We start from the raw sequence: 20,406 nt of genomic DNA, 5'->3' as shown, positions 1-20,406 counted from the left end.
GCGAGATAAGGAGTCTCTGATGGCTAGCAAGAACGCACCACCTGTAACCGCAACGCCCAAGAGCGAATTGGCAGGTACCGACACCCTGGACCGTGGCAATACCAACGAGAAGCTGGAAAGCCTTGAGCAGTTCCGCTCGGACGCGACCCAGCAGGCCCTGCGCACCAATCACGGTGTCAAGATTTCCGATAACCAGAACACTCTGAAAGTCGGCAGCCGTGGCCCCTCGCTGCTTGAAGACTTCATCATGCGTGAAAAGATCACGCACTTTGACCATGAGCGTATTCCGGAGCGTATCGTTCACGCCCGCGGCACCGCGGCACATGGTTATTTCCAGACGTATGAAGACCATGGCGCGCTGAGTAAAGCGGGCTTCCTGCGTGATCCGGGCAAGAAGACCCCGGTGTTCGTGCGCTTCTCTACCGTTCAAGGCCCGCGCGGCTCGGGCGATACCGTGCGCGACGTGCGTGGTTTTGCGGTCAAGCTCTACACCGAAGAAGGCAACTTCGATCTGGTCGGCAACAACATGCCGATCTTCTTCATTCAGGACGCCATCAAGTTTCCTGACTTCGTACACGCGGTAAAACCCGAGCCGCATAACGAAATCCCGACCGGGGGCTCGGCTCACGACACCTTCTGGGACTTCGTTTCGCTGGTGCCGGAATCTGCACATATGGTGCTGTGGACCATGTCCGACCGTGCCATTCCGAAAAGCCTGCGCACCATGCAGGGCTTCGGTATCCACACCTTCCGTTTTATCAACACCGAAGGTAAGTCCAGCTTCGTGAAGTTTCACTGGAAGCCCAAGTTCGGCGTGTGCTCGCTGGTCTGGGACGAAGCGCAAAAGCTCGCCGGTAAGGACACCGATTTCCACCGCCGCGACCTGTGGGAGTCCATCGAGATGGGCGACTACCCGGAATGGGAACTGGGCGTGCAGATCGTCGCTGAGGAAGACGAGCACAAGTTCGACTTCGACCTGCTCGATCCGACCAAGATCATCCCCGAAGAACTGGTACCGGTAACTCCGCTGGGCAAGATGGTATTGAACCGCAACCCGGACAACTACTTTGCCGAGACCGAGCAGGTTGCCTTCTGCCCGGGCCACATCGTGCCTGGTATCGACTTCTCCAATGACCCGCTGCTGCAAGGTCGCCTGTTCTCCTACACCGACACGCAGATCAGCCGTCTGGGTGGGCCGAACTTCCACGAAATCCCGATCAACCGTCCGATTGCGCCGAACCACAACGGTCAGCGTGACGCACAGCATCGCACCACTATCGACAAGGGCCGCGCGTCCTACGAGCCGAACTCGATCGATGGCGGCTGGCCGAAAGAAACACCTGCCGGCCCGGTAGATGGCGGCTTCGAGACCTACCCTGAGCGCGTTGAAGCGCACAAGGTTCGTGAGCGCAGCGAATCGTTTGGCGACCACTTCTCGCAGGCCACATTGTTCTTCCAGAGCATGAGCCATCACGAGAAAGAGCACATCATCGCGGCCTACAGCTTCGAGTTGGGCAAGGTCGAGCGCGAGTACATTCGTGCCCGTCAGGTCAACGAGATTCTGGCCAATATCGACCTGGAGCTGGCCAGTCGCGTAGCTGCCAATCTGGGCTTGCCAGCACCGACTGCCGGGACCGTACCGGTGCGTCAGACCTCGGTAAAAGAGTCTCCGGCGCTAAGTCAGGTCAATCTGTTGTCTGGCGATATCGTTTCGCGCAAGGTTGCCATTCTTGTGGCAGACGGCGTGGACGGCAAAGCGGTCGAAGCCATGAAAGCCGCACTGACTGCCGAAGGCGCACACGCCAAGGTATTGGGCCCGACCTCCGCACCGGTCAAGACCGCTGACGGCAAGAGCCTGCCAGTGGACGCATCGGCTGAAGGCCTGCCTTCGGTAGCGTTCGACGCAGTCTTCGTGCCGGGCGGCAAGGCTTCGATCGAGGCGCTGAAAGGCGACGGCGTGGCATTGCACTTCATCCTGGAAGCCTACAAGCACCTCAAGGCCATCTCCGTAGCCGGGGAAGCCAAAGATCTGCTGAGCTTGTTGCGTCTGGAGGAAGATGCGGGCCTGCTGGTGGTATCCGATAGCAAATCGTTCAAACCGTTCTTCAACGCGATTGCTCAGCACCGTGTATGGGATCGTGAAGTGAAAGCCAAGGCTGTACCGGCTTGATCTGACGCGGCTACATCGCTCCCACGCTCCGGCGTGGGAGCGCCTTTCTGAATACTCTCACCCTTCGCATAGACTCCCGAACACTTCTCGTTCCTCACGCTGCGCGTAGGAATGCAGTTCTGGACGCTCTGCGTCCGCTTTGAAGGGTCGGCTCAGGACTTCGCAGGCGTCAGTACGATGTGCGCTTTTTCATTGCGCTCGATCTGGCGGCGCAATTCCAGCTCAAAATCCGGATTGGCTTTGACCACCCGCTTGGTCAGCAATGTAGCCAGCCACGGGTAATCTTCGGTGCGTGGCACCACCAGCAGCACGTCACAGTTGAACGCTACGGTATCTGCTGCGATATCGTCCAGTTGACGGCGCAGTGCGCGCATATCGCCGATTTTAAGATCAATCGTGGTTTTCTCTGCTGACGGATCAACCAGCTTCGCCACTCTTCTGTCTTCCGCCGCCTTCAAATCTGCTTCGGCTTTTTCCAGCTCGGCCTTGCGTGCATGCGCGATAGCGCCGTTGACGCCACTGGTCAGCGCCGGTGCCTTGGGCATCAGCGCGCGCGCACGAGTCAGTGCGTTGGCCGCCGCATTCATATCACCCTTCTGCAGGCTGATCTGGCTGCGGCTCAGATAGGCTTCAGCCAGACGACGCTGAAAAGGCTCAAGGCGGATATCCGCAGGATTGGCGGCCTGCAATGCGGCCAGTTGATCCTCGGCCGTCGCCAGCTCATTGCTGACGATGTTCTGCTCAAGCTGAGCGAACGCGTCAGGCTGAACATCGGAGGCAGGCGTCTCGGCAGTGGGCGCACTCTGGCAGGCACCCAGCAGGATGGAAAATGCGACAAGCAGCAGATAGCGTGGGGCGAACGGCTTCATTCCTGCGATTCTCTAGTTTGCGCAAAAAACGAGCAAGTCTACACCGCTCGCCTGGGTAGAACAAAGCTGAGCAAGAACAACGCTGCAGCGGATACCACTATAGACGGTCCGGCCGGGGTGTCCTTGAACCATGACAATGATAGCCCGACACACACGGCGATCACGCCCAGCAGGCTTGCACCCAAGGCCATCTGCTCCGGCGAGCGGGCGTGACGCTGTGCCGCAGCGGCAGGAATGATCAACAGCGACGTAATCAGCAGAACGCCGACGATCTTCATCGCCACGGCGATTACCACGGCGATCAGCAGCATCAGCGCCATGCGCAATGCCGCGACGGGCAGGCCTTCGACCCGTGCCAGTTCTTCATGGACGGTCATTGCCAGTAACGGGCGCCACAGCGCAACAATCAATACCAGCACCAGCGCGCTACCGCCCAGAATCCAGGCCAGATCAGCCGGGCTGATGGCCAGCAGGTCGCCGAACAGATAAGCCATCAGGTCGATACGCACTTCATGCATGAAGCTGAGCACCACCAGGCCGAGCGACAGCGTGCTCGGTGCGAGGATCCCCAGCAGCGTGTCCGAGGCCAGCGGCTGGCGCTGTTGCAGCGTGACCAGCAGCACCGCCAGCAGCAGGCAGCCGACCGTCACTGCGATGGTCGGGCTGATATCCAGCAGGAAGCCAAGCGCCACGCCGAGCAATGCCGCATGGGACAACGTATCGCCGAAGTACGCCATGCGCCGCCAGACCACGAACGACCCCAGCGGGCCTGCGACAACAGCCAGAGCAACGCCTGCGAGCAAGGCATACAGTAAAAAATCAGCCATGCTTGCAGTGGTCTCCGTGAACATGAGTGTGAGTAGGTGACGAAGTCGCCGGGGCATCATTCACCACAGCGCCATGCAGATCATGAGCGTGGTCGTGATGGTGGTGGTAGATCGCCAGGCTTTGCGCGTTTTTGCCGAACAGCTCGACAAACGCCGGATCATGGCTGACCTGCTCGGGATGCCCGGAGCAGCAGACATGGCGGTTCAGACAGACCACCTGGTCGGTCGTGCTCATGACCAGATGCAGATCATGAGACACCATCAGCACACCGCACTGGTGGCGGTCGCGCAAGCGGGTGATGAGGCCGTACAGCTCGGCCTGGCCTGCCACGTCGACACCCTGCACCGGCTCATCGAGCACCAGCAATTCAGGCTTGCGCAACAAGGCTCGGGCCAGCAGAACGCGCTGCATCTCGCCACCGGAAATGCCTTGAATCGGGCTGTCGATGACCTTCTCGGCCCCGACTTCTTCCAAGGCCGACTCTGCAGCCATGCGGTCCACGCCCGGAACCAGACGCAGAAAGCGCAGCACCGACAGCGGCAGCGTCTGATCCACATGCAGTTTTTGCGGCATGTAACCGACACGCAGCTTCGGCTTGCGCCAGACGGTTCCGGAGTCAGGCTTGAGCAGCCCCAGCACTGCACGCACCAGCGTGGTTTTGCCAGCACCGTTAGGGCCGATCAACGTAACGATTTCGCCGGGCTTTACGCTCAACTGGATGTTGTCCAGAACGCTTTGCCCGGACAGCGTTACAGCGACCTGTTCCAGACGTATCAATGCATCCGTCATCACGCCGCCTTGCAACCGGCGCATACACCCACGATCTCGACCGTCTGGCCTTCGACCGCGAAGCCAACGCCTGCAGCGGCATCGATGACGGCATTGCTGATGGCCGGGTGCTGCAGCTCGATCGCCGCGTGACACAGGCGGCAAATCAGAAACTGGCCCTGGTGCGCATGAGTGGGGTGATTGCAGCCGGTGAATGCGTTGAGCGAGGCGATGCGGTGCACCAGACCGTTTTCCAGCAGGAAATCCAGTGCGCGGTAAACGGTTGGCGGCGCGGCGCGGCGACCGTCTTCATCACTCAGCACCGCGAGGATGTCGTAGGCACCCAGCGGTTTGTGGCTTTGCCAGACCAGTTCCAACACGCGACGGCGCAAGGTGGTCAGGCGCAGCCCCTGTTTGGCGCACAGGGCATCCGCTTCGGCGAGTGCCGAATGCACGCAGTGAGAGTGGTCATGGGGGCGACTGGCCAGGGGAGTATTGGGCATGAGCAGCGACGATATTGGCTAGAGACGTTATTATGTTACCTGTTCCTGGCTTATATGAGTGATTCGAGTGCGCCGTCTTTTAAATCTTGTTGCTGTTTTGTGGGTCAGTCTGCTGGTCATTTCCCCTGTTCAGGCCGAGGTCCGGGTGCTGACCAGTATCAAGCCATTGCAGCTGATTGCGGCGGCTGTGCAGGATGGCGTCGGTACACCGCAAGTGCTGTTGCCACCGGGTGCCTCACCGCATAACTATGCGCTGCGCCCATCCGACGTACGGCGCGTGCAGGAAGTCGAGTTGCTCTACTGGATCGGCCCGGACATGGAAGCTTTCCTGCCGCGTGTCATTCAGGGCCGCAAACTGCCTGCGGTTGCCGTGCAGTCGCTGCCCGGCATGCACTTGCGCCACTTCGGCCAGGACAATGCCTCGCATGATGACCACGAACATGATCACGACAACGATTCAGACGAGCATGATCATGATCACCGGCCCGGCAGCCTGGATTCACACCTGTGGCTGTCGACCGTCAACGCGCGGGTGATCGCCGCAAAAATGGCCACTGACCTGAGCGCTGCCGACCCTGCCAATGCAGCCCGTTATGCGAGTAACGCTGCCGCATTCAGCAAACGCCTTGATGCGCTGGATGCTCGGATCAAGGGTCGGGTGAGTGCAGTGGCAGGCAAGCCTTACTTCGTCTTCCACGAGGCGTTCGATTATTTCGAAGAGGCTTACGGGCTCAAACACGCCGGGGTATTCGCCATCGCCGCCGAGATCCAGCCCGGCGCCCAGCACGTTGCCGCCATGCGCGAACGCCTGAAGGCTGCGGGCAAGACCTGCGTATTCAGTGAACCGCCACTGCGCCCGCGTCTGGCTGAAACCTTGAGCGCAGGCCTGCCGGTCAAGCTGGCGGAGCTGGATGGACTGGGCGGCTACACCCCGGCCACCGCGCAGGGTTACGAGCAGGTATTGCAGAAGCTGGCTGATGACCTGGCAGGTTGCCTGAGTAGTCTTTGACTGCCACCGCCCACATCGCAGCACTGCTGTGTGACGCGGAGCGTCACGAACTGCATTCCCACGCGGAGCATGGGAACGATAGTCAACCGTCCAACTTTTTGGGTCAGTTCAGAGCGTGGGGACGATCATCGAGCGCGGTGTTACGTCCGGCCTTCATAGCGCAAACGGCAAGGCTATGTGCGCTTCCTGGCGCTCAGCCAGACGGCGTTCGAACTCCGCAGGATCATGAATCAGCACGTCCTGACCGGCGAAGGTTTCGGCAGCGATCAGGCGTGACAGCCAGAAACGTACGCAGGCGATGCGCAACATGGTCGTCCAGAGCTTCGACTCCGCCGCAGTGAATGGTCGCAAACCCGCATAAGCCCCCAGCAGCGCACGGGCGCGAACAGCATCGAGCTGGCCGTTTTCACGCGAGCACCAGTCATTGAGGGCAATCGCCAGATCGTAGAGCATCGGCCCGGAACAGGCGTTATAGAAGTCGATCAGCCCGGTCAGGTGCGTGCCTTCGAACAGGACGTTGTCGCGAAACAGGTCCGCGTGCAGGTTGGCACGCGGCAACGCCATGATTTGCGGCTTGAAGTCTTCGATCTCTTGAAGGCTCTTTTCCAGCAAGGCTCGCTGGGTTTCGCCCAGATGCGACAGGAAATTGCGCCCCTCACTCAGCATCCAGTCCAGACCTCGATCGGTCTTGCGCTCCAACACCTGCTCACGGGTCGCCAGATGCAGGTTGGCCAACAGCTCGCCAATCTGTACGCAGTGCTGGGTATTGGGCTCGCTGATGTGCTTGCCCGGCAAACGTGGCTGCAGAAGCGCCGGTTTGTCCGCCAGTTGCCGCAGGGCCTCACCGTCGGTGGTGCGCAATGCGTAAGGCACCGGCAAATCGGCATCGTGCAGCACGTCGAGCAGTTCGATGAAGAATGGCATCTCCTGCACCGGGCCGCGTTCGACCAGTGTCAGAACGAATTCGCCCTGCTCCAGACTGATGAAGTAATTGGTGTTTTCGCTACCGGCGGCAATGCCCTGATAGTCAAGCAGACGGCCGAGCCCGTAAGGGGCGAGAAATGCTTCCAGCTCGGGCCGGGCCAACGGGGTAAAAACGGACATGTCAGAACTGCCAGCAATTAAAGTGAATGTAGGTGGCTACCATTCGAATATTTTCCACTCCGGGATCAGCATGTCCGGTTGGTCCGAACGGATAAAATTGGGACTTGTACCATCGGATCGCACCAGAAAATAGGGCTTGCCGTGCTTGGGGGTAATCTTTACAGCGTACAGAAAGCCGTTCTGGCGGTATTCCTGAATGGTTTTGTCCCCGTCGGTGCGGATAGTAACGTCCGGGGCCGCCGAAGGTGGATCCTCTGCTGAAACTGCGAGCAAAGGACAAAGTGCCAACAGGCCGGTCAATATCAGTCGATTTACCTTGCTCATGATAACCTTGTCCCTTTGTCGTCAATGGTCCGCGCATTCTAGCGCCGACCCCGCCGAAAAGGTTGATTCTGCTCATGACCCAAGCGCCGCTCGTCCTGATAGACGGTTCCTCTTACCTCTATCGCGCCTTCCACGCACTGCCACCACTGACCACGTCCAAAGGATTGCCGACGGGTGCCGTCAAGGGCGTGCTCAACATGCTCAAAAGCCTGCGTCGCCAGTACCCGGACAGTCCGTTTGCGGTGGTCTTCGATGCCAAGGGCGGGACTTTCCGCGACGCGCTGTATACCGATTACAAAGCCAATCGGCCCAGCATGCCGGATGACCTGCGCGTGCAGGTCGATCTGCTGCATGCCTGCGTCAAGGGCATGGGCTATCCGCTGCTGTGCGTGGAAGGCGTTGAAGCAGACGACGTGATCGGCACACTGGCGCGCAGCAGCGCGGCGGCAGACCGTCCGGTGATCATCTCCACCGGTGACAAGGACATGGCGCAGCTGGTCGACGGGCACATCACCCTGGTCAACACCATGACCGGCAGCGTGCTGGACGTGGCTGGCGTGAAAGAGAAGTTCGGCGTCGGCCCGGAGCACATCATCGACTACCTCGCGCTGATGGGCGACAAGGTCGACAACATACCCGGCGTCCCCGGCGTCGGCGAAAAGACTGCCGTCGGCTTGCTGGTCGGCGTGGGTGGCGGGATCAAGGAGCTTTACGAGCGCCTCGAAACGGTCGCGACCCTGCCGATTCGCGGGGCCAAGACCCTCGCGGCCAAGCTTGAAGAGCATCGTGCGATGGCCTTCCTGTCCTATGAGCTGGCAACCATCAAAATCGACGTGCCACTGGACATCGAACTGGACCAGCTGCATTGCGGCGAGCCGGACCGCGACAAATTGATGGAGCTGTACGCCGAGCTGGAATTCAAAAGCTGGATCGAAGACCTGCAACGCGATGCCAAACGCGCCGGGCAGGAGCTGGCCGTCGAAGAGCCAACCGTCGAGGCAAAGCAAGCCGCCTATGACGTCATTCTTGAACAGAGCCAGTTCGACGCGTGGCTAAAGAAGCTCAACGCCGCGCCGCTGTTCGCCTTCGTGACCCAGAGCAACGGCACCGACGCCCAGCGCGCGCAACTGGTAGGTTTGTCTTTTGCCATTCAGACCCACGAAGCCGCCTACATTCCGCTGACCCACTCCTACATGGGGGTGCCGCAGCAACTGGACCGCGACACGGTGCTCAAGGCGCTCAAGCCGCTGCTTGAAGACCCGGATAAAACCAAGGTCGGTCAACACGCCAAGTTCGCTATCAACCTGCTTGCCAACTGCGCGCTCGACGGCGATCAGACCCAAGGCATCGACCTGCAGGGCGTCAGGTTCGACACTATTCTGGAGTCCTACGTTCTGGACTCCACCGCTACTCGCCACGACCGCGACAGCCTGGTGGCCAAGTACCTGACGCACACGCCGATCAACTTCCAGGAGATCGCCGGCAAAGGCGCCAAGCAGTTGACCTTCGACCAGATCGCCATCGAACAGGCTGGCAATTACGCTGCAGAAGAAGCCGACCTGACCCTGCGCCTGCATGAAGTCTTCGAAGCGCGTCTGGCCGCAATTCCAACCCTGCAGCCGGTCTTGAACGACATCGAGATGCCGCTGGTGCCCGTCCTGGCAGGTATCGAACGCCAGGGCGCACTGGTTGATGCCAACCTGCTGGGCATCCAGAGCGTGGAACTGGGCGACAAGATGACCGCGCTGGAGCGCGAAGCCTTCGCCATTGCCGGTGAAGAGTTCAACCTGGGCTCGCCCAAGCAGCTTGGCGTGATTCTCTACGAAAAACTTGGTATGCCGATCCTCAGCAAGACCGCCACCGGCCAGGCATCGACTGCCGAGGCCGTGCTGGCCGAACTCGCCGAGCAGGACTTCCCGCTGCCCAAGGTACTGATGCAATACCGCTCGATGAGCAAGCTAAAGAGCACTTACACCGACCGCCTGCCGGAGCAGATCAACCCGCGCACCGGGCGTATTCACACCTCCTATCATCAGGCAGTGGCGGTGACCGGGCGCCTGTCATCCAGCGATCCGAACCTGCAGAATATCCCGATCCGTACCGCTGAAGGCCGGCGCATCCGTCAGGCATTCGTGGCCCCCAAGGGCTACAAGCTGCTGGCGGCCGACTATTCGCAGATCGAACTGCGCATCATGGCGCATCTGGCACAGGACGAAGGCTTGCTGCATGCCTTCCGCAACGACCTGGACGTTCACCGCGCCACGGCAGCGGAAGTCTTCGGCGTCGAGCTGGAAAACGTCACCACTGACATGCGCCGCAGCGCCAAAGCGATCAACTTCGGCCTGATCTACGGCATGAGCGCGTTTGGCCTGGCCAAGCAGATTGGCGTGGACCGCAAACAGTCACAGGCTTACGTCGACCGCTATTTCGCCCGCTACCCCGGCGTGCTGGATTACATGGAGCGCACACGTGCGCAGGCCGCCGAGCAGGGTTTTGTCGAGACCATTTTCGGCCGTCGCCTGTACCTGCCGGACATCAACGCCAAGAACCAGTCGCTGCGCAAAGGTGCCGAACGCATGGCGATCAACGCGCCGATGCAGGGCACCGCAGCGGACATCATCAAGAAAGCCATGGTGGCCGTGAATGGCTGGCTGGAAGAGTCCGGTCTGGATGCGCGGGTCATTCTGCAGGTGCATGACGAACTGGTGCTGGAGGTGCGCGAAGACCTGGTCGATCAGATCAGTGAACAGATCCGTCCACACATGAGTGGCGCAGCAGACTTGGCAGTGCCGCTGCTGGTGGAAGTCGGGGTCGGCAACAACTGGGACGAGGCGCACTGAGTCTGAAAAGGCGAACCTGTCAGCAGGTTCGTCAAACCCTGTAGGAAATGTGAACTTTTCTTCATTGCTGGAACTTAACCGTTTGGACAGGAGTCAGACGTCCCGATTGATTGAAAAATCGATCGTGCTCCTAGTTGTGTTAAGTGTTGGCAGTTATCCAGATCCCACCCTAAGATCTGGACCTTAAGCCCCGGAACTTCCCCCTCCCCATGCGAAGTCCGGGGTCTTTTTTGCCTGCGATTTACTCCGCAGGTGCCTTGTCTTCCAGCTCCATCCAGTCGGCCAGCACGGTGTAAGCCTCTTCCAGCCCCATGCGCTTGGGAGCCGAGAACAGCTGGATGCTCACTGCATCGCCCCAGCCTTTGCGAATTTCGGCCTGAACCTTGAGCAGCGTGTTCTTCGCAGCGCCATAGGTCAGCTTGTCGGCCTTGGTCAGCAGAATGTGCATCGGCATGTTGCTGGCGATGGCCCAGTCCAGCATCAACAGGTCGAAGTCGGTCATTGGATGACGGATATCCATCATCAGGATCAGACCTTTCAGGCTTTCGCGACTGCCCAGATAGGCTTCCAGGTGGCGCTGCCAGTGCAGTTTGAGCGGGATAGGCACTTTGGCGTAGCCGTAGCCGGGCAAGTCGACCAGACGTCGATCTTCATCCAGCCCGAAGAAGTTCAGCAACTGAGTGCGCCCCGGTGTCTTGGAGGTGCGCGCCAGGCTGGCATGGGTCAGGGTGTTCAGCGCGCTCGATTTGCCCGCATTGGAGCGACCGGCAAAAGCGACTTCAAACCCTTCGTCGTCGGGACATTGGTCGACCTTGGCGGCGCTGAGCATGAACGTGGCCTGTTGGCACAGACCGAGGATGGGGTTTTTGAGTTGCATGTGATTTCCGGTGAAGGCCCTGCCTGCAAAGGGAGCGGCAAGAGGTGTCGGTTTCGTTTGGATGCGTACGCATATAATGACACACCTGCCCCCCGGCCCACACTGGCACTGTATCGGGCCGCTCTGGCTGGCGGCTGGAACATTCAGACATGACCTGCTTCACTCCTTATGCAAAAAGGCCGTCCGTGGTCGCCCATTTTTACAACCTCAGCGTTACACTAACGAACTCAGGCTTTCGCGTTCGGTCGAAACCACCGTCGCTTGAAGGCGATTCAATCTGTTCAGGAGTAAAGCATGCGTAATCTGATCATCAGCGCCGCTCTGGTTGCCGCCAGTCTGTTCGGTATGTCCGCCCAGGCTGCCGAGCCCATCGAGGCCGGCAAACAATATGTCGAGCTGAAAAGCGCTGTGCCTGTAGCAGAGCCGGGCAAAATCGAAGTCGTCGAGCTGTTCTGGTATGGCTGCCCGCATTGCTACGCGTTCGAGCCAACCATCAATCCGTGGGTTGAAAAACTGCCGTCCGACGTCAAGTTCGTACGCATTCCGGCCATGTTCGGCGGCCCTTGGGACGCCCACGGCCAGTTGTTCATCACCCTCGACACCATGGGTGTCGAGCACAAGGTTCACGCCGCCGTATTCAAAGCTATTCAGAAGGATGGCAAGCGCCTGACCGACAAGAATGACATGGCTGATTTCGTAGCCACTCAAGGCATCAACAAGGACGATTTCCTCAAAACATTCGACTCCTTCGCCGTGAAAGGCAAGATCGCGCAGTACAAGGAACTGGCCAAGAAGTATGAGGTGACTGGCGTTCCGACCATGATCGTCAACGGCAAGTATCGCTTCGACCTGGGTTCTGCCGGCGGTCCGGAAAAGACCCTGGAAGTTGCCGACCAATTGATTGCCAAAGAGCGAGCGGCTGCTACAGCCGCCAAGTAAGCGCCCGCCATGCGCCGCTGGGGCAAGGGCAGCACCCGTATCGTTGGCCTGCATGACCCGCAGGTCAACGAACATCATCTGACGCAAAACGGTCTGCCGGAAGACGGCAGGCTGCGTTTGCTCAGTTTCAATATCCAGGTGGGTATCAGTACCCAACGCTACCACCACTACCTGACGCGCAGCTGGCAGCATCTGCTGCCACATGGCGGCAGGGCGGGCAACCTGCAGAAAATTGGCGATCTGATCAACGATTTCGATCTGGTCGCATTGCAGGAGGTCGATGGCGGCAGCATGCGCTCCGGCTTCGTCAATCAGGTCGAGCACCTTGCTCAACTGGGTGGCTTTCCGTACTGGTATCAACAGCTCAATCGCAATCTCGGTCGCCTCGCCCAACACAGCAATGGTGTGCTGAGTCGCTTGCGCCCGACCAAGATCGAGGATCATCCGCTGCCGGGTCCGGCCGGGCGCGGGGCAATTCTTGTCCGCTTCGGCGAAGGCGAGGATGCGCTGGTGGTGGTCATGATGCACCTGGCTCTGGGCACTCGTACCAGAACCCGGCAACTGGCTTACATTCGCGACCTGATCGGCGGTTATCGCCATCAAGTGCTGATGGGCGACATGAATACCCACGCCAATGACCTGCTGGAACACTCGCCGCTACGCGATCTGGGCCTGTTGGCACCCCAAATCGAAGCGACCTTTCCGAGCTGGCGGCCACAACGCTGCCTTGACCACATTCTGCTCAGCCCGACCCTCACGCTTGAACGCGTACAGGTACTGGCGCAGCCCATTTCCGATCACCTGCCGGTTGCTGTCGAGATTCGCCTGCCAGATTCACTGCGTGGGGACTCACTGCCTGTGCCCTCTGGTGGAAGCCTTGCATGAGCGACGACGCGGAGCGTTGGAAAGAGAAGTACCTCAAGGGAATCGAGCAACAGGATAAGCTCGAAAAGCGCTGGGATGCGCGGCTCGATTTGTTGCGACGCGGTCTGGTACGCAGCAGTCTGGCGGCGGAGGGCTCTGACCGCGCCGTCGATGAATGCATGAAGGAAATGCGCGAAATTGTCCGCAAGGACGATATGGACGCCGGTCTGGCAGCCTTGATTCCGCGCCTCGAAAAGGCCGTGCTGGACTCCGAACATCGCCGTGAAGTGCGGGTCGGGCAAATTGGCTCGGCACTGACCGCACTGGTCGCACAACTGCAAGCGCTGCCGCTGCCACGAGAGGTACGCAAGCCACTCAAGCGCTTTGCCAAGGACCTTGAAGAACGTGCATCGCAGGCGCGCGAGCTGCCCTTGCTGCTCAGCGAATTGAGTGGTTTGCAGGGCCAGGCCCTGACCCTGCTCGAAAAGCACGAAGAGGGCCCACGCCAAGGGCTTCTGCAGCGTTTGTTCGGTTCGCGGGACGAACATGGCAATGAGCACCCTCCCGAGGCTGCCCACCCCGAAAACGCCTCTTCTGCTCAGGAAACGCATGAGACGCACGTGGAGCCTGAGGCCGCGAACGCTCAAGCGCCGATAGAGGTTGCCGCATCTGAAGTCGAAGCTGCCATTGTCCCCGACATCGCCAACCAGAAGACAAAGGACGCATACACACTGCCGCCGTCGGTTTCCGAAGCCGAAACCGTTGTCGTTACGGCAACTGAAACACCTGCGCCATCGCCAGCCGCAGCAGCCCTTGCTCCAGCCCTGGCCGAAACAGTCACCGAACCTGCGGTTGTCCCTGTCGAGCCGATCGATTACACCGACCTGCTGGGCCCCGTTCCTTCAGTGCCCTACCAGCAACGGCCTGCGCCAATCATCCAGGCACTGGAAGAACCGCAAGAAGATGCCGAATCAGAAACCGAGACGGTAGACGGCGAAGAGGGTTATTCGTTGCCCTCGTCGCCAGAACCCAGCTACAGCTCGGTGGCCGCACACATCGAGGAAACGCTGCTGGGCCTGCTCGATGACCTGACCTTGTCGGAGCACTTCCGCCCGCAGGTCGAGGACATGCAGTTACGCTTGAAACATGGGCTCAATTGGTACGAATTGCTGCCGATCCTCGACGATCTGGCAGTTCTGATGCTGGCAATCAACAACGGCGGCCAACAGGAATTCAGCACCTACCTCAAACAACTCAATGAGCGGCTTGAATCGTTTCAGAGCCACTTGCAGGCTGCCAGTGAAGATCATGCCGAGGATCAGTCCACAGCCCGCGACCTGAACGAACAGTTACGCGAACAGGTGGGCGGCCTGCAAATCAGTGTTCAGGACGCCTCCGACCTGACCAGTCTCAAGCAGGTACTCGACAACCGCTTTGAAGGCTTGCTCAGCACCATGGACCACTATCAGCTCAAGCGTGACGCGCGCGAGCGGGAAGTTGCCTCGCGGCTGCAGGGTCTCTCGGCCCGCGTTGCGAGCATGGAGCAGGAAGCTCTGGGTTTCAGGACTCACCTGGAAGAACAGCGCCAAAAGGCCTTGATCGACCCGCTCACCGGCCTGCCCAATCGCGCAGCCTGGGGCGAACGCCTCGAACAGGAGATGACCAGGTGGCAACACGAGAAAAACAGCCTGCTGGTGTGCATTCTGGACCTGGACCACTTCAAGCGCATCAATGACGGCTATGGCCACCTGGCGGGCGATAAAGTGCTGAAGATCGTCGCCAACGTTTTCAGGAAACGCCTGCGCAGCGACGATTTTCTTGCCCGGTTTGGCGGTGAGGAATTTGTCATGCTGCTGCCTGCGACACCTCTCGGCACCGGGCTTACGCTGCTCGACGAACTGCGCGCTGCGGTGGAGTCATGCCCGTTTCACTTCAAGGGCGAGCGCGTGACGATCACCGTATCTATTGGAGTGACGGCTTTTCGAACGGCTGAACGCAGTGACACTGCGATCAAGCGCGCCGATCAGGCGCTGTACAAGGCCAAGGAAAATGGCCGAAACAGGGTCGAACAAGGCTGACTGAAACATTTTGACCTGAACGAGCACGTCAATGCCGAAGCTATTTGCACGCATGTTGTTATGATATTGCATTTCCCGCTGACGCTGCCGATCCCATGAAACTGTATTTCTCTGCCTTTCTGCTGCTCATCCTCACTGCCTGCGCCAGTGGCCCCAGGCTGGACACCAGCCATCCATCGGTGAATTTCGATGGCCGGGTTCAGTACGTGATCATGCATTACACCTCCACTTCGATGGAGAAATCCCTCCAGCTTCTGACCCATGGCGAGGTCAGCAGCCACTATCTGATTGGCGATGACAGCAAGGCCACGATCTACAAGCTGGTCGATGAAAGTGCCCGCGCCTGGCATGCTGGCGAAAGCGAATGGGAAGGCCGTACCTGGCTTAATTCCAGCTCGATCGGCATCGAAATCGTCAACCCCGGCTTCAAGGACACACCGACAGGCCGGTTGTGGTACCCCTACACTGAAGCCCAGATCCAGTCGATCACGGTGCTGCTCAAAGACATTGTCAAACGCAACAAAATCGATCCAAAACACATCATCGGCCACAGCGACATAGCGCCGACGCGCAAACAGGACCCTGGCCCGCTGTTCCCCTGGAAGCGCCTTGCTGCCGAAGGGCTCGGCATCTGGCCTGACGAACGCCTGGTTGCCCAGCGTCAGGCAGTACTCGCAACCAACCTGCCGAGCATTAGCTGGTTCCAGCAACAACTGGCACGTCTGGGTTACAGCACCCCGCAGACCGGGGAGCTCGACACCGCCACGCGTCAGGTGCTGGCGGCATTCCAGATGCACTACCGCCCGGCACGCTTCGACGGCGAACCTGATGCACAGAGCGCAGCCATCCTGCAGGTGCTTAACCGCGTCAATTGATCAGGGCACAACCTGATATTTGATGCGCTTATGAAGGGCAGACATGCAGCGCCTGCAAGACCATGCCGTTACAGCGGCAGAGCCATATAGAACTGCGTGCCCTGCCCCGGCCTTGAATAAACCCCCATGCGACCGCCGTGCAGCTGGACGATCTCCTTGCACAGCGCCAGCCCGAGTCCCGCCCCGCCTTTTTTGCGACCGACCTGCACAAAGGGTTCGAAGATTCGTCCCTGCTGCCCGTAGGCAATGCCCTCACCGTTGTCTTCAACGCTGATGATCGCCCGCTCGCCATGACGCCTGGCCTGCAGACGAATCAGACCGTTCTGCGGCGTGTGCCGCAGCGCATTGTCCAGCAGGTTGTCCAGCACCCGCTCCAGCTGGGACTGATCGGCATGCAGGCGCGGCATGGGCTCCTGCATATCCAGCATCAGTACGATGTCCTGCTCAAGGGCCTTGTCCTCGAATCGCGCCCTGGCTTCTTCGAGCAAGGTTTCGATGGAGCACGGTGCCAGTTTGAGTTTCTGCAGACCGTTCTGGTAACGCGAGAAATTCAGCAGATCATTGATAAGTTGCATCAAGCGCTGCATTTCTTCGGTGACCGTATTGAGCAGATCGGCTTCACGGGTTTCGGGGGCGAAATGCAGGCGCTCCTGGAGAAGACCGAATGCCATGTGCATACCCGTGACAGGCGTGCGCAGCTCATGCGAAGCGCGCAGGACGAACTCACTGCGCACCCTCTCGAAAGCACGCTGTTCGGTGACGTCATGCAGCACCATCACCGCGCCCAGGATATGCCCTTTGGTATGACTGACCGGCGTCATGCTGTAGGTCAGCAGGCGCGATTCACCGTCGATTTCGATGGCCAGGTCTTCCGGCGCCCGCTCCAGCGTCCCGCCACGCAGTACCAGATGCAATTGCTCATCCAGCTCAGGTCGGCCCAACGCATCTCCAAGGCTCTGCCCGAGGCGACTCTCGTCCCAGCCGAGCTGACGCTGAGCCACAGGGTTCAAGTGCTCCAGATGCCCTTGGCGATCAATCATCAGCAGACCATCGTCGATACTGTCGAGAACCGCTTGCAGACGCTGCTGGCCAGCCAGTAATTCATCAATGTTGGTCGCCTGATGCTGACGCAGGGCTTCGGCCATGATGCCGAATCGCCGGGTCAACAGGTTCATCTCGGCGGCCGACGAAATGGGCAGCGTGACTTCGTAGTCCCCTTCTCCGATGCGATCGGCAGCCTTGGCCAGCGCCTCGATCGGCGCACCGAAACGCCGGGCGATACCGTGCGCAGTCACAAAGCCGATACACAGCACCGCCAGCCCGACCAGCCCCAGCAATCCCGCGATCCACAGTGCACGATCACGGGAGTTGATTTCGGCGCTGCTGATGTTCTCCAGCGCCTTGCGATGTACAGCCAGCAAGCCGTTACGCAGGTTGTCGAAGCTGTCACTCAGCTGCGGTACGCCGCGTATACCTCGCGCATCGTTGCCGTATTGTTTCCAGGTATCGATGAATTGCCGGTAATCGCCCTTGGTCTTTTCGAAACCATTGCGTACGTTTTGCTGGGTGTCCTGTACCGAGCCCTCTTCCAGCAGCTCTTCAAACTGATTCTGGATTCTTTCCAGCTCAGTCTGATCGCGGTTGGCACCCGTCATCAACACCAACTGATCACCCAGGTTCTGGCGCAGCTTCAAACCCAGATCCAGAATGGCGAAGTTATGCTGGATCAGTGATTCCTGAGTCCGGGCCATTTGCATGACGCTGACGAGCCCCAGCAGCAGTCCGAGCAAAGCAACGGTGATCAGTGCCGAGATACTCAGAAAGAGGCGGGTGCGCAGTTTCATGGCCAGCTTCATTTGAGGCCTTTCACAGGTTGTACTGTTTACGTTTGCGGTAAAGCGTCGACGCATCGATACCCAGCGTCTTGGCGGCCTGATCAAGGGTTTCACTGGTCGCCAGCACGGCTCCGATGTGTGCTTTTTCAAGCTCGTCCAGGCTCAAGGCGGCGCCGACACGCGGCGCATTGTTCGCCGGTTGCTCGGCCATACCCAAGTGACTGATCTCCACACGCTCCTGCGGACAAATGATGCTGGCACGCTCAATGACGTTGCGCAGCTCACGAATGTTGCCCGGCCAGCGGTAGTTGAGCAGCGCTGCACGGGCCTCTTCACTGAACCCTCGAGCCGGGCGAGCGTACTCCTTGACGAAGCGCGCCAAAAACCGGTCCGCCAGGGTCAGGATGTCTTCGCTGCGCTCACGCAGGGCTGGCAGGTGCAGAGTGATCACGTTCAGGCGGTACAGCAAATCCTCACGGAAGCGCCCGCTGCGCACCATGTCTTCCAGATTCAGGTTGGTGGCGGCCAGGATACGTACATCGGCACGTCGGGTAACCGGGTCACCCACACGCTCGTATTCCTTGTCCTGAATAAAGCGCAGCAGCTTGGGTTGCAGCGTCAGCGGGAAATCGCCGATCTCGTCGAGGAACAGTGTGCCGCCGTCCGCCTGATTCACACGGCCCAGAGTGCTCTCACTGGCACCCGTGAAGGCCCCGCGACTGTGGCCGAACAGTTCGCTTTCCATCAGTTCTGCGGTGAGCGATGGACAGTTGATCGTGACGCAGGACTTCTTTGCCCGCTTGCTCCAGCCGTGAATCGCCCGTGCCAGCTCGCCTTTACCGGTCCCCGATTCACCCAGAATCAGGATGTTGGCATCGGTCACGGCAACCTGGCGGGCAGTTTCCAGAATGGCCATCATCGAAGGACTGTGGGAATCCAGTCCGTCTTTGGGCTTGCGAACCTCGCCTTCCAGTGCCTCAAGGCGAGCAGACAGTTGGCGCACTTCAAGCTGTTTGGCGGTAGCAAGACGCAGCTGATCGGGGCTGCACGGCTTTACCAGATAGTCGGCTGCGCCCGCCTGAATGGCATCAACAGCCGTATCGACCGCAGAGTGTGCAGTCACGATGACCACACGCATCCACGGCGCCTGAATACGCATCTGCGCCAGTACATCCAGGCCGTTATCTTCACCCAGACGCAAATCGAGAAAGCACAGGTCGAAAACCTGGCGCTGCATGAGCGTGTCAGCCTGGGCTGCGCTGTTGGCAGTGGCGACACTGTAGCCTTCGTCTTCCAGACAGTACCGGAAAGTGCGGAGGATGGCGGACTCATCGTCCACAAGCAGAATACGGCCCTGATTCTCAGTGGCTGCTTCCATTTTTCCTACGCTCCTTAATGAATTGTCTCAGTTAGTCTCGGAATCATCGGGCAAGTTGCATGGTCAATTCTGATTGATTCTTCGGCATGCATGGTAGCTTTCTGAACGCCCAATGGCGAACAGCCTGATTAATCCGCGTTTATGTCGTTAAAGCCGTCCACTCGGAGACGAAATCCCATCTCAAAAGGAACGCTCATATGTTTTCACTGAAAAAGATTGCTCTGATCACCGCCGCCGCTGCGCTGCTTGGCAGCGGCCCGGTACTCGCCCAACCTGATTTGCCCACCCAACTCGCCGAGGCGCGTCAGGAAGGTTCGATCTGGACAGCTTTCGCGCTGAACAAACATCTGAGCCCGTTCAAGATCGATGTAAACGTCGACCAGGGCACTGCGACGCTGAAGGGCAAGGTTGAAAACGAGGTTGATCGTGAGCTGGCCGAACGCATTGCGCTGGATACCAAAGGCATCGAAAAGGTCGACAACCAGCTGGAGGTAGACCCTGCCGTTGCCAGCGAGCCTGGTACGCGAACCAACATGGCCCAGCGTTTCGAAGATGCCACGCTGGTCGCGACGGTGAAATCCAAATTGTTGTGGAGCAGCGTGACTGAAGCGCTGACCATCGATGTTGATAGCAAAGATGGCGTGGTCACCCTCAAAGGTCGCGCGCAAAGCCCCGAGGCCAAAGAGCTGGCGGGCAGCCTGGCAAGCAATACTGACGGGGTGATCAGCGTCAACAACCTGATCAGCCTGAGCGCAGCCGACTCGATCGCTGCCAAGACCCAGCCCCAGACATTGACCCCAACCGAGGAAATGAGCGACGCCTGGATCACCAGCAAGGTGAAGGCGAGCCTGATTTACAGCCGGACGCTGGACGGACTCAACATCAAAGTGGATACCAAAGCCGGTGTGGTAAGCCTGAACGGCGTGGTTGCCAACTTTGCAGAGAAGGAACTGGCTGTGGAAATCGCGCGCAACATTCGTGGCGTCAAGGGGGTGAATGGCGACGCTCTGAAGGTCATGGCGCGTAGCGCAGGCTGATCACCCAGGCGCACAACGCTGAACGCTTCGTGCAGAACGCACGATTACAAAGGTGTAATCGTGCAGCTTGCTGGTAGGACGTCTCTGCAAAACTCCGCAGGCCATTGA

17 protein-coding genes are annotated in these 20,406 nt (G+C 59.4%); 8 read left to right on the top strand and 9 right to left on the bottom strand.

Annotated elements, in window-relative coordinates:
• Positions 1-19 precede the first annotated feature (19 nt).
• Positions 20-2,170: a catalase HPII gene (gene katE, locus KP808_RS01360; RefSeq protein WP_230017308.1), complete on the top strand. Its 2,151-nt coding sequence runs from the start codon at positions 20-22 to the stop codon at positions 2,168-2,170.
• A 152-nt stretch (positions 2,171-2,322) separates the two neighbouring features.
• On the opposite strand, the gene KP808_RS01355 is transcribed toward katE, so the two are convergent.
• From KP808_RS01355 to KP808_RS01340, 4 genes are read right to left on the bottom strand one after another with little or no spacing between them, the layout of a single operon-like run.
• Entirely contained in the window at positions 2,323-3,039 is a 717-nt protein-coding gene (locus tag KP808_RS01355; RefSeq protein WP_230017307.1) for a PA5502 family lipoprotein, read from the bottom strand.
• 38 nt (positions 3,040-3,077) lie between these two features.
• Positions 3,078-3,866 carry a zinc ABC transporter permease subunit ZnuB gene (znuB, locus tag KP808_RS01350; RefSeq protein WP_058402757.1) on the bottom strand — a complete coding sequence of 263 codons (789 nt, stop codon included), beginning with the start codon at positions 3,864-3,866 and terminating at the stop codon, positions 3,078-3,080.
• Entirely contained in the window at positions 3,859-4,656 is a 798-nt protein-coding gene (znuC, locus tag KP808_RS01345) for a zinc ABC transporter ATP-binding protein ZnuC (protein WP_002551450.1), read from the bottom strand. Before znuC ends, znuB begins: the two co-directional genes overlap by 8 nt.
• Complete coding sequence (locus KP808_RS01340; RefSeq protein WP_002551451.1) at positions 4,656-5,138, bottom strand: Fur family transcriptional regulator; 483 nt, start codon at positions 5,136-5,138, stop codon at positions 4,656-4,658. The genes znuC and KP808_RS01340 overlap by 1 nt, the downstream gene beginning before the upstream one ends.
• Positions 5,139-5,205: 67 nt before the next feature.
• On the opposite strand from KP808_RS01340, the gene znuA reads away from it, so the two are divergent.
• A complete protein-coding gene (gene znuA, locus KP808_RS01335) occupies positions 5,206-6,147 on the top strand; it encodes a zinc ABC transporter substrate-binding protein ZnuA (RefSeq protein ID WP_058402756.1) in 942 nt (313 codons plus the stop codon).
• A 153-nt stretch (positions 6,148-6,300) separates the two neighbouring features.
• On the opposite strand, the gene KP808_RS01330 is transcribed toward znuA, so the two are convergent.
• On the bottom strand, positions 6,301-7,251 hold the full coding sequence (locus KP808_RS01330; protein WP_002555690.1) for a homoserine kinase: 951 nt from the start codon (positions 7,249-7,251) through the stop codon (positions 6,301-6,303).
• A 36-nt stretch (positions 7,252-7,287) separates the two neighbouring features.
• A complete protein-coding gene (locus KP808_RS01325) occupies positions 7,288-7,575 on the bottom strand; it encodes a DUF2782 domain-containing protein (protein WP_058402755.1) in 288 nt (95 codons plus the stop codon).
• A 74-nt stretch (positions 7,576-7,649) separates the two neighbouring features.
• Between KP808_RS01325 and polA the strand changes: the two genes are divergently transcribed.
• Positions 7,650-10,415, top strand: coding sequence for a DNA polymerase I (gene polA / locus KP808_RS01320; RefSeq protein WP_230017306.1), 2,766 nt, complete (start codon positions 7,650-7,652; stop codon positions 10,413-10,415).
• 241 nt (positions 10,416-10,656) lie between these two features.
• Here polA and yihA read toward each other — a convergent pair whose 3' ends face one another.
• Entirely contained in the window at positions 10,657-11,292 is a 636-nt protein-coding gene (gene yihA / locus KP808_RS01315; RefSeq protein WP_005731658.1) for a ribosome biogenesis GTP-binding protein YihA/YsxC, read from the bottom strand.
• Between the two features lie 294 nt (positions 11,293-11,586).
• On the opposite strand from yihA, the gene KP808_RS01310 reads away from it, so the two are divergent.
• From KP808_RS01310 to KP808_RS01295, 4 genes are all read left to right on the top strand, one after another.
• Positions 11,587-12,231, top strand: a complete 645-nt coding sequence (locus tag KP808_RS01310; protein WP_122258910.1) for a thiol:disulfide interchange protein DsbA/DsbL — start codon at positions 11,587-11,589, stop codon at positions 12,229-12,231.
• 9 nt (positions 12,232-12,240) lie between these two features.
• Entirely contained in the window at positions 12,241-13,116 is an 876-nt protein-coding gene (locus KP808_RS01305) for an endonuclease/exonuclease/phosphatase family protein (RefSeq protein ID WP_002555686.1), read from the top strand.
• A complete protein-coding gene (locus KP808_RS01300) occupies positions 13,113-15,173 on the top strand; it encodes a GGDEF domain-containing protein (RefSeq protein WP_230017305.1) in 2,061 nt (686 codons plus the stop codon). Before KP808_RS01305 ends, KP808_RS01300 begins: the two co-directional genes overlap by 4 nt.
• A 95-nt stretch (positions 15,174-15,268) precedes the next feature.
• Positions 15,269-16,048 (top strand): N-acetylmuramoyl-L-alanine amidase, encoded by a 780-nt coding sequence (locus KP808_RS01295; protein WP_230017304.1) that lies wholly within the window; start codon positions 15,269-15,271, stop codon positions 16,046-16,048.
• Between the two features lie 68 nt (positions 16,049-16,116).
• Here KP808_RS01295 and KP808_RS01290 read toward each other — a convergent pair whose 3' ends face one another.
• Together KP808_RS01290 and algB are read right to left on the bottom strand one after the other, a co-directional pair.
• The gene (locus KP808_RS01290) at positions 16,117-17,904 is read right to left on the bottom strand and encodes a KinB sensor domain-containing domain (RefSeq protein WP_230017303.1); all 1,788 of its coding nucleotides are present in this window, start codon (positions 17,902-17,904) and stop codon (positions 16,117-16,119) included.
• Between the two features lie 10 nt (positions 17,905-17,914).
• Entirely contained in the window at positions 17,915-19,261 is a 1,347-nt protein-coding gene (gene algB / locus KP808_RS01285; RefSeq protein WP_005744816.1) for a sigma-54-dependent response regulator transcription factor AlgB, read from the bottom strand.
• Positions 19,262-19,458: 197 nt separating this feature from the next.
• Here algB and KP808_RS01280 point away from each other — a divergent pair, with 197 nt between their 5' ends.
• Positions 19,459-20,298 (top strand): BON domain-containing protein, encoded by an 840-nt coding sequence (locus KP808_RS01280; protein ID WP_005731654.1) that lies wholly within the window; start codon positions 19,459-19,461, stop codon positions 20,296-20,298.
• The last annotated feature ends 108 nt before the right edge of the window (positions 20,299-20,406 follow it).

Source organism: Pseudomonas savastanoi (assembly GCF_020917325.1).
GTDB lineage: Bacteria > Pseudomonadota > Gammaproteobacteria > Pseudomonadales > Pseudomonadaceae > Aquipseudomonas > Aquipseudomonas amygdali.
The sequence above is the reverse complement of the archived record's forward strand: the minus strand, read 5'-3'. Positions and strand labels throughout refer to the sequence as shown.

Bases quoted from the DNA above. Each gene is read 5' to 3' on its own strand.
- katE (WP_230017308.1), top strand. From the start codon at position 20: ATGGCTAGCAAGAACGCACCACCTGTAACCGCAACGCCCAAGAGCGAA.
- KP808_RS01355 (WP_230017307.1), bottom strand. From the start codon at position 3,039: ATGAAGCCGTTCGCCCCACGCTATCTGCTGCTTGTCGCATTTTCCATC.
- znuB (WP_058402757.1), bottom strand. From the start codon at position 3,866: ATGGCTGATTTTTTACTGTATGCCTTGCTCGCAGGCGTTGCTCTGGCT.
- znuC (WP_002551450.1), bottom strand. From the start codon at position 4,656: ATGACGGATGCATTGATACGTCTGGAACAGGTCGCTGTAACGCTGTCC.
- KP808_RS01340 (WP_002551451.1), bottom strand. From the start codon at position 5,138: ATGCCCAATACTCCCCTGGCCAGTCGCCCCCATGACCACTCTCACTGC.
- KP808_RS01330 (WP_002555690.1), bottom strand. From the start codon at position 7,251: ATGTCCGTTTTTACCCCGTTGGCCCGGCCCGAGCTGGAAGCATTTCTC.
- KP808_RS01325 (WP_058402755.1), bottom strand. From the start codon at position 7,575: ATGAGCAAGGTAAATCGACTGATATTGACCGGCCTGTTGGCACTTTGT.
- polA (WP_230017306.1), top strand. From the start codon at position 7,650: ATGACCCAAGCGCCGCTCGTCCTGATAGACGGTTCCTCTTACCTCTAT.
- yihA (WP_005731658.1), bottom strand. From the start codon at position 11,292: ATGCAACTCAAAAACCCCATCCTCGGTCTGTGCCAACAGGCCACGTTC.
- KP808_RS01310 (WP_122258910.1), top strand. From the start codon at position 11,587: ATGCGTAATCTGATCATCAGCGCCGCTCTGGTTGCCGCCAGTCTGTTC.
- KP808_RS01305 (WP_002555686.1), top strand. From the start codon at position 12,241: ATGCGCCGCTGGGGCAAGGGCAGCACCCGTATCGTTGGCCTGCATGAC.
- KP808_RS01300 (WP_230017305.1), top strand. From the start codon at position 13,113: ATGAGCGACGACGCGGAGCGTTGGAAAGAGAAGTACCTCAAGGGAATC.
- KP808_RS01295 (WP_230017304.1), top strand. From the start codon at position 15,269: ATGAAACTGTATTTCTCTGCCTTTCTGCTGCTCATCCTCACTGCCTGC.
- KP808_RS01290 (WP_230017303.1), bottom strand. From the start codon at position 17,904: ATGAAGCTGGCCATGAAACTGCGCACCCGCCTCTTTCTGAGTATCTCG.
- algB (WP_005744816.1), bottom strand. From the start codon at position 19,261: ATGGAAGCAGCCACTGAGAATCAGGGCCGTATTCTGCTTGTGGACGAT.
- KP808_RS01280 (WP_005731654.1), top strand. From the start codon at position 19,459: ATGTTTTCACTGAAAAAGATTGCTCTGATCACCGCCGCCGCTGCGCTG.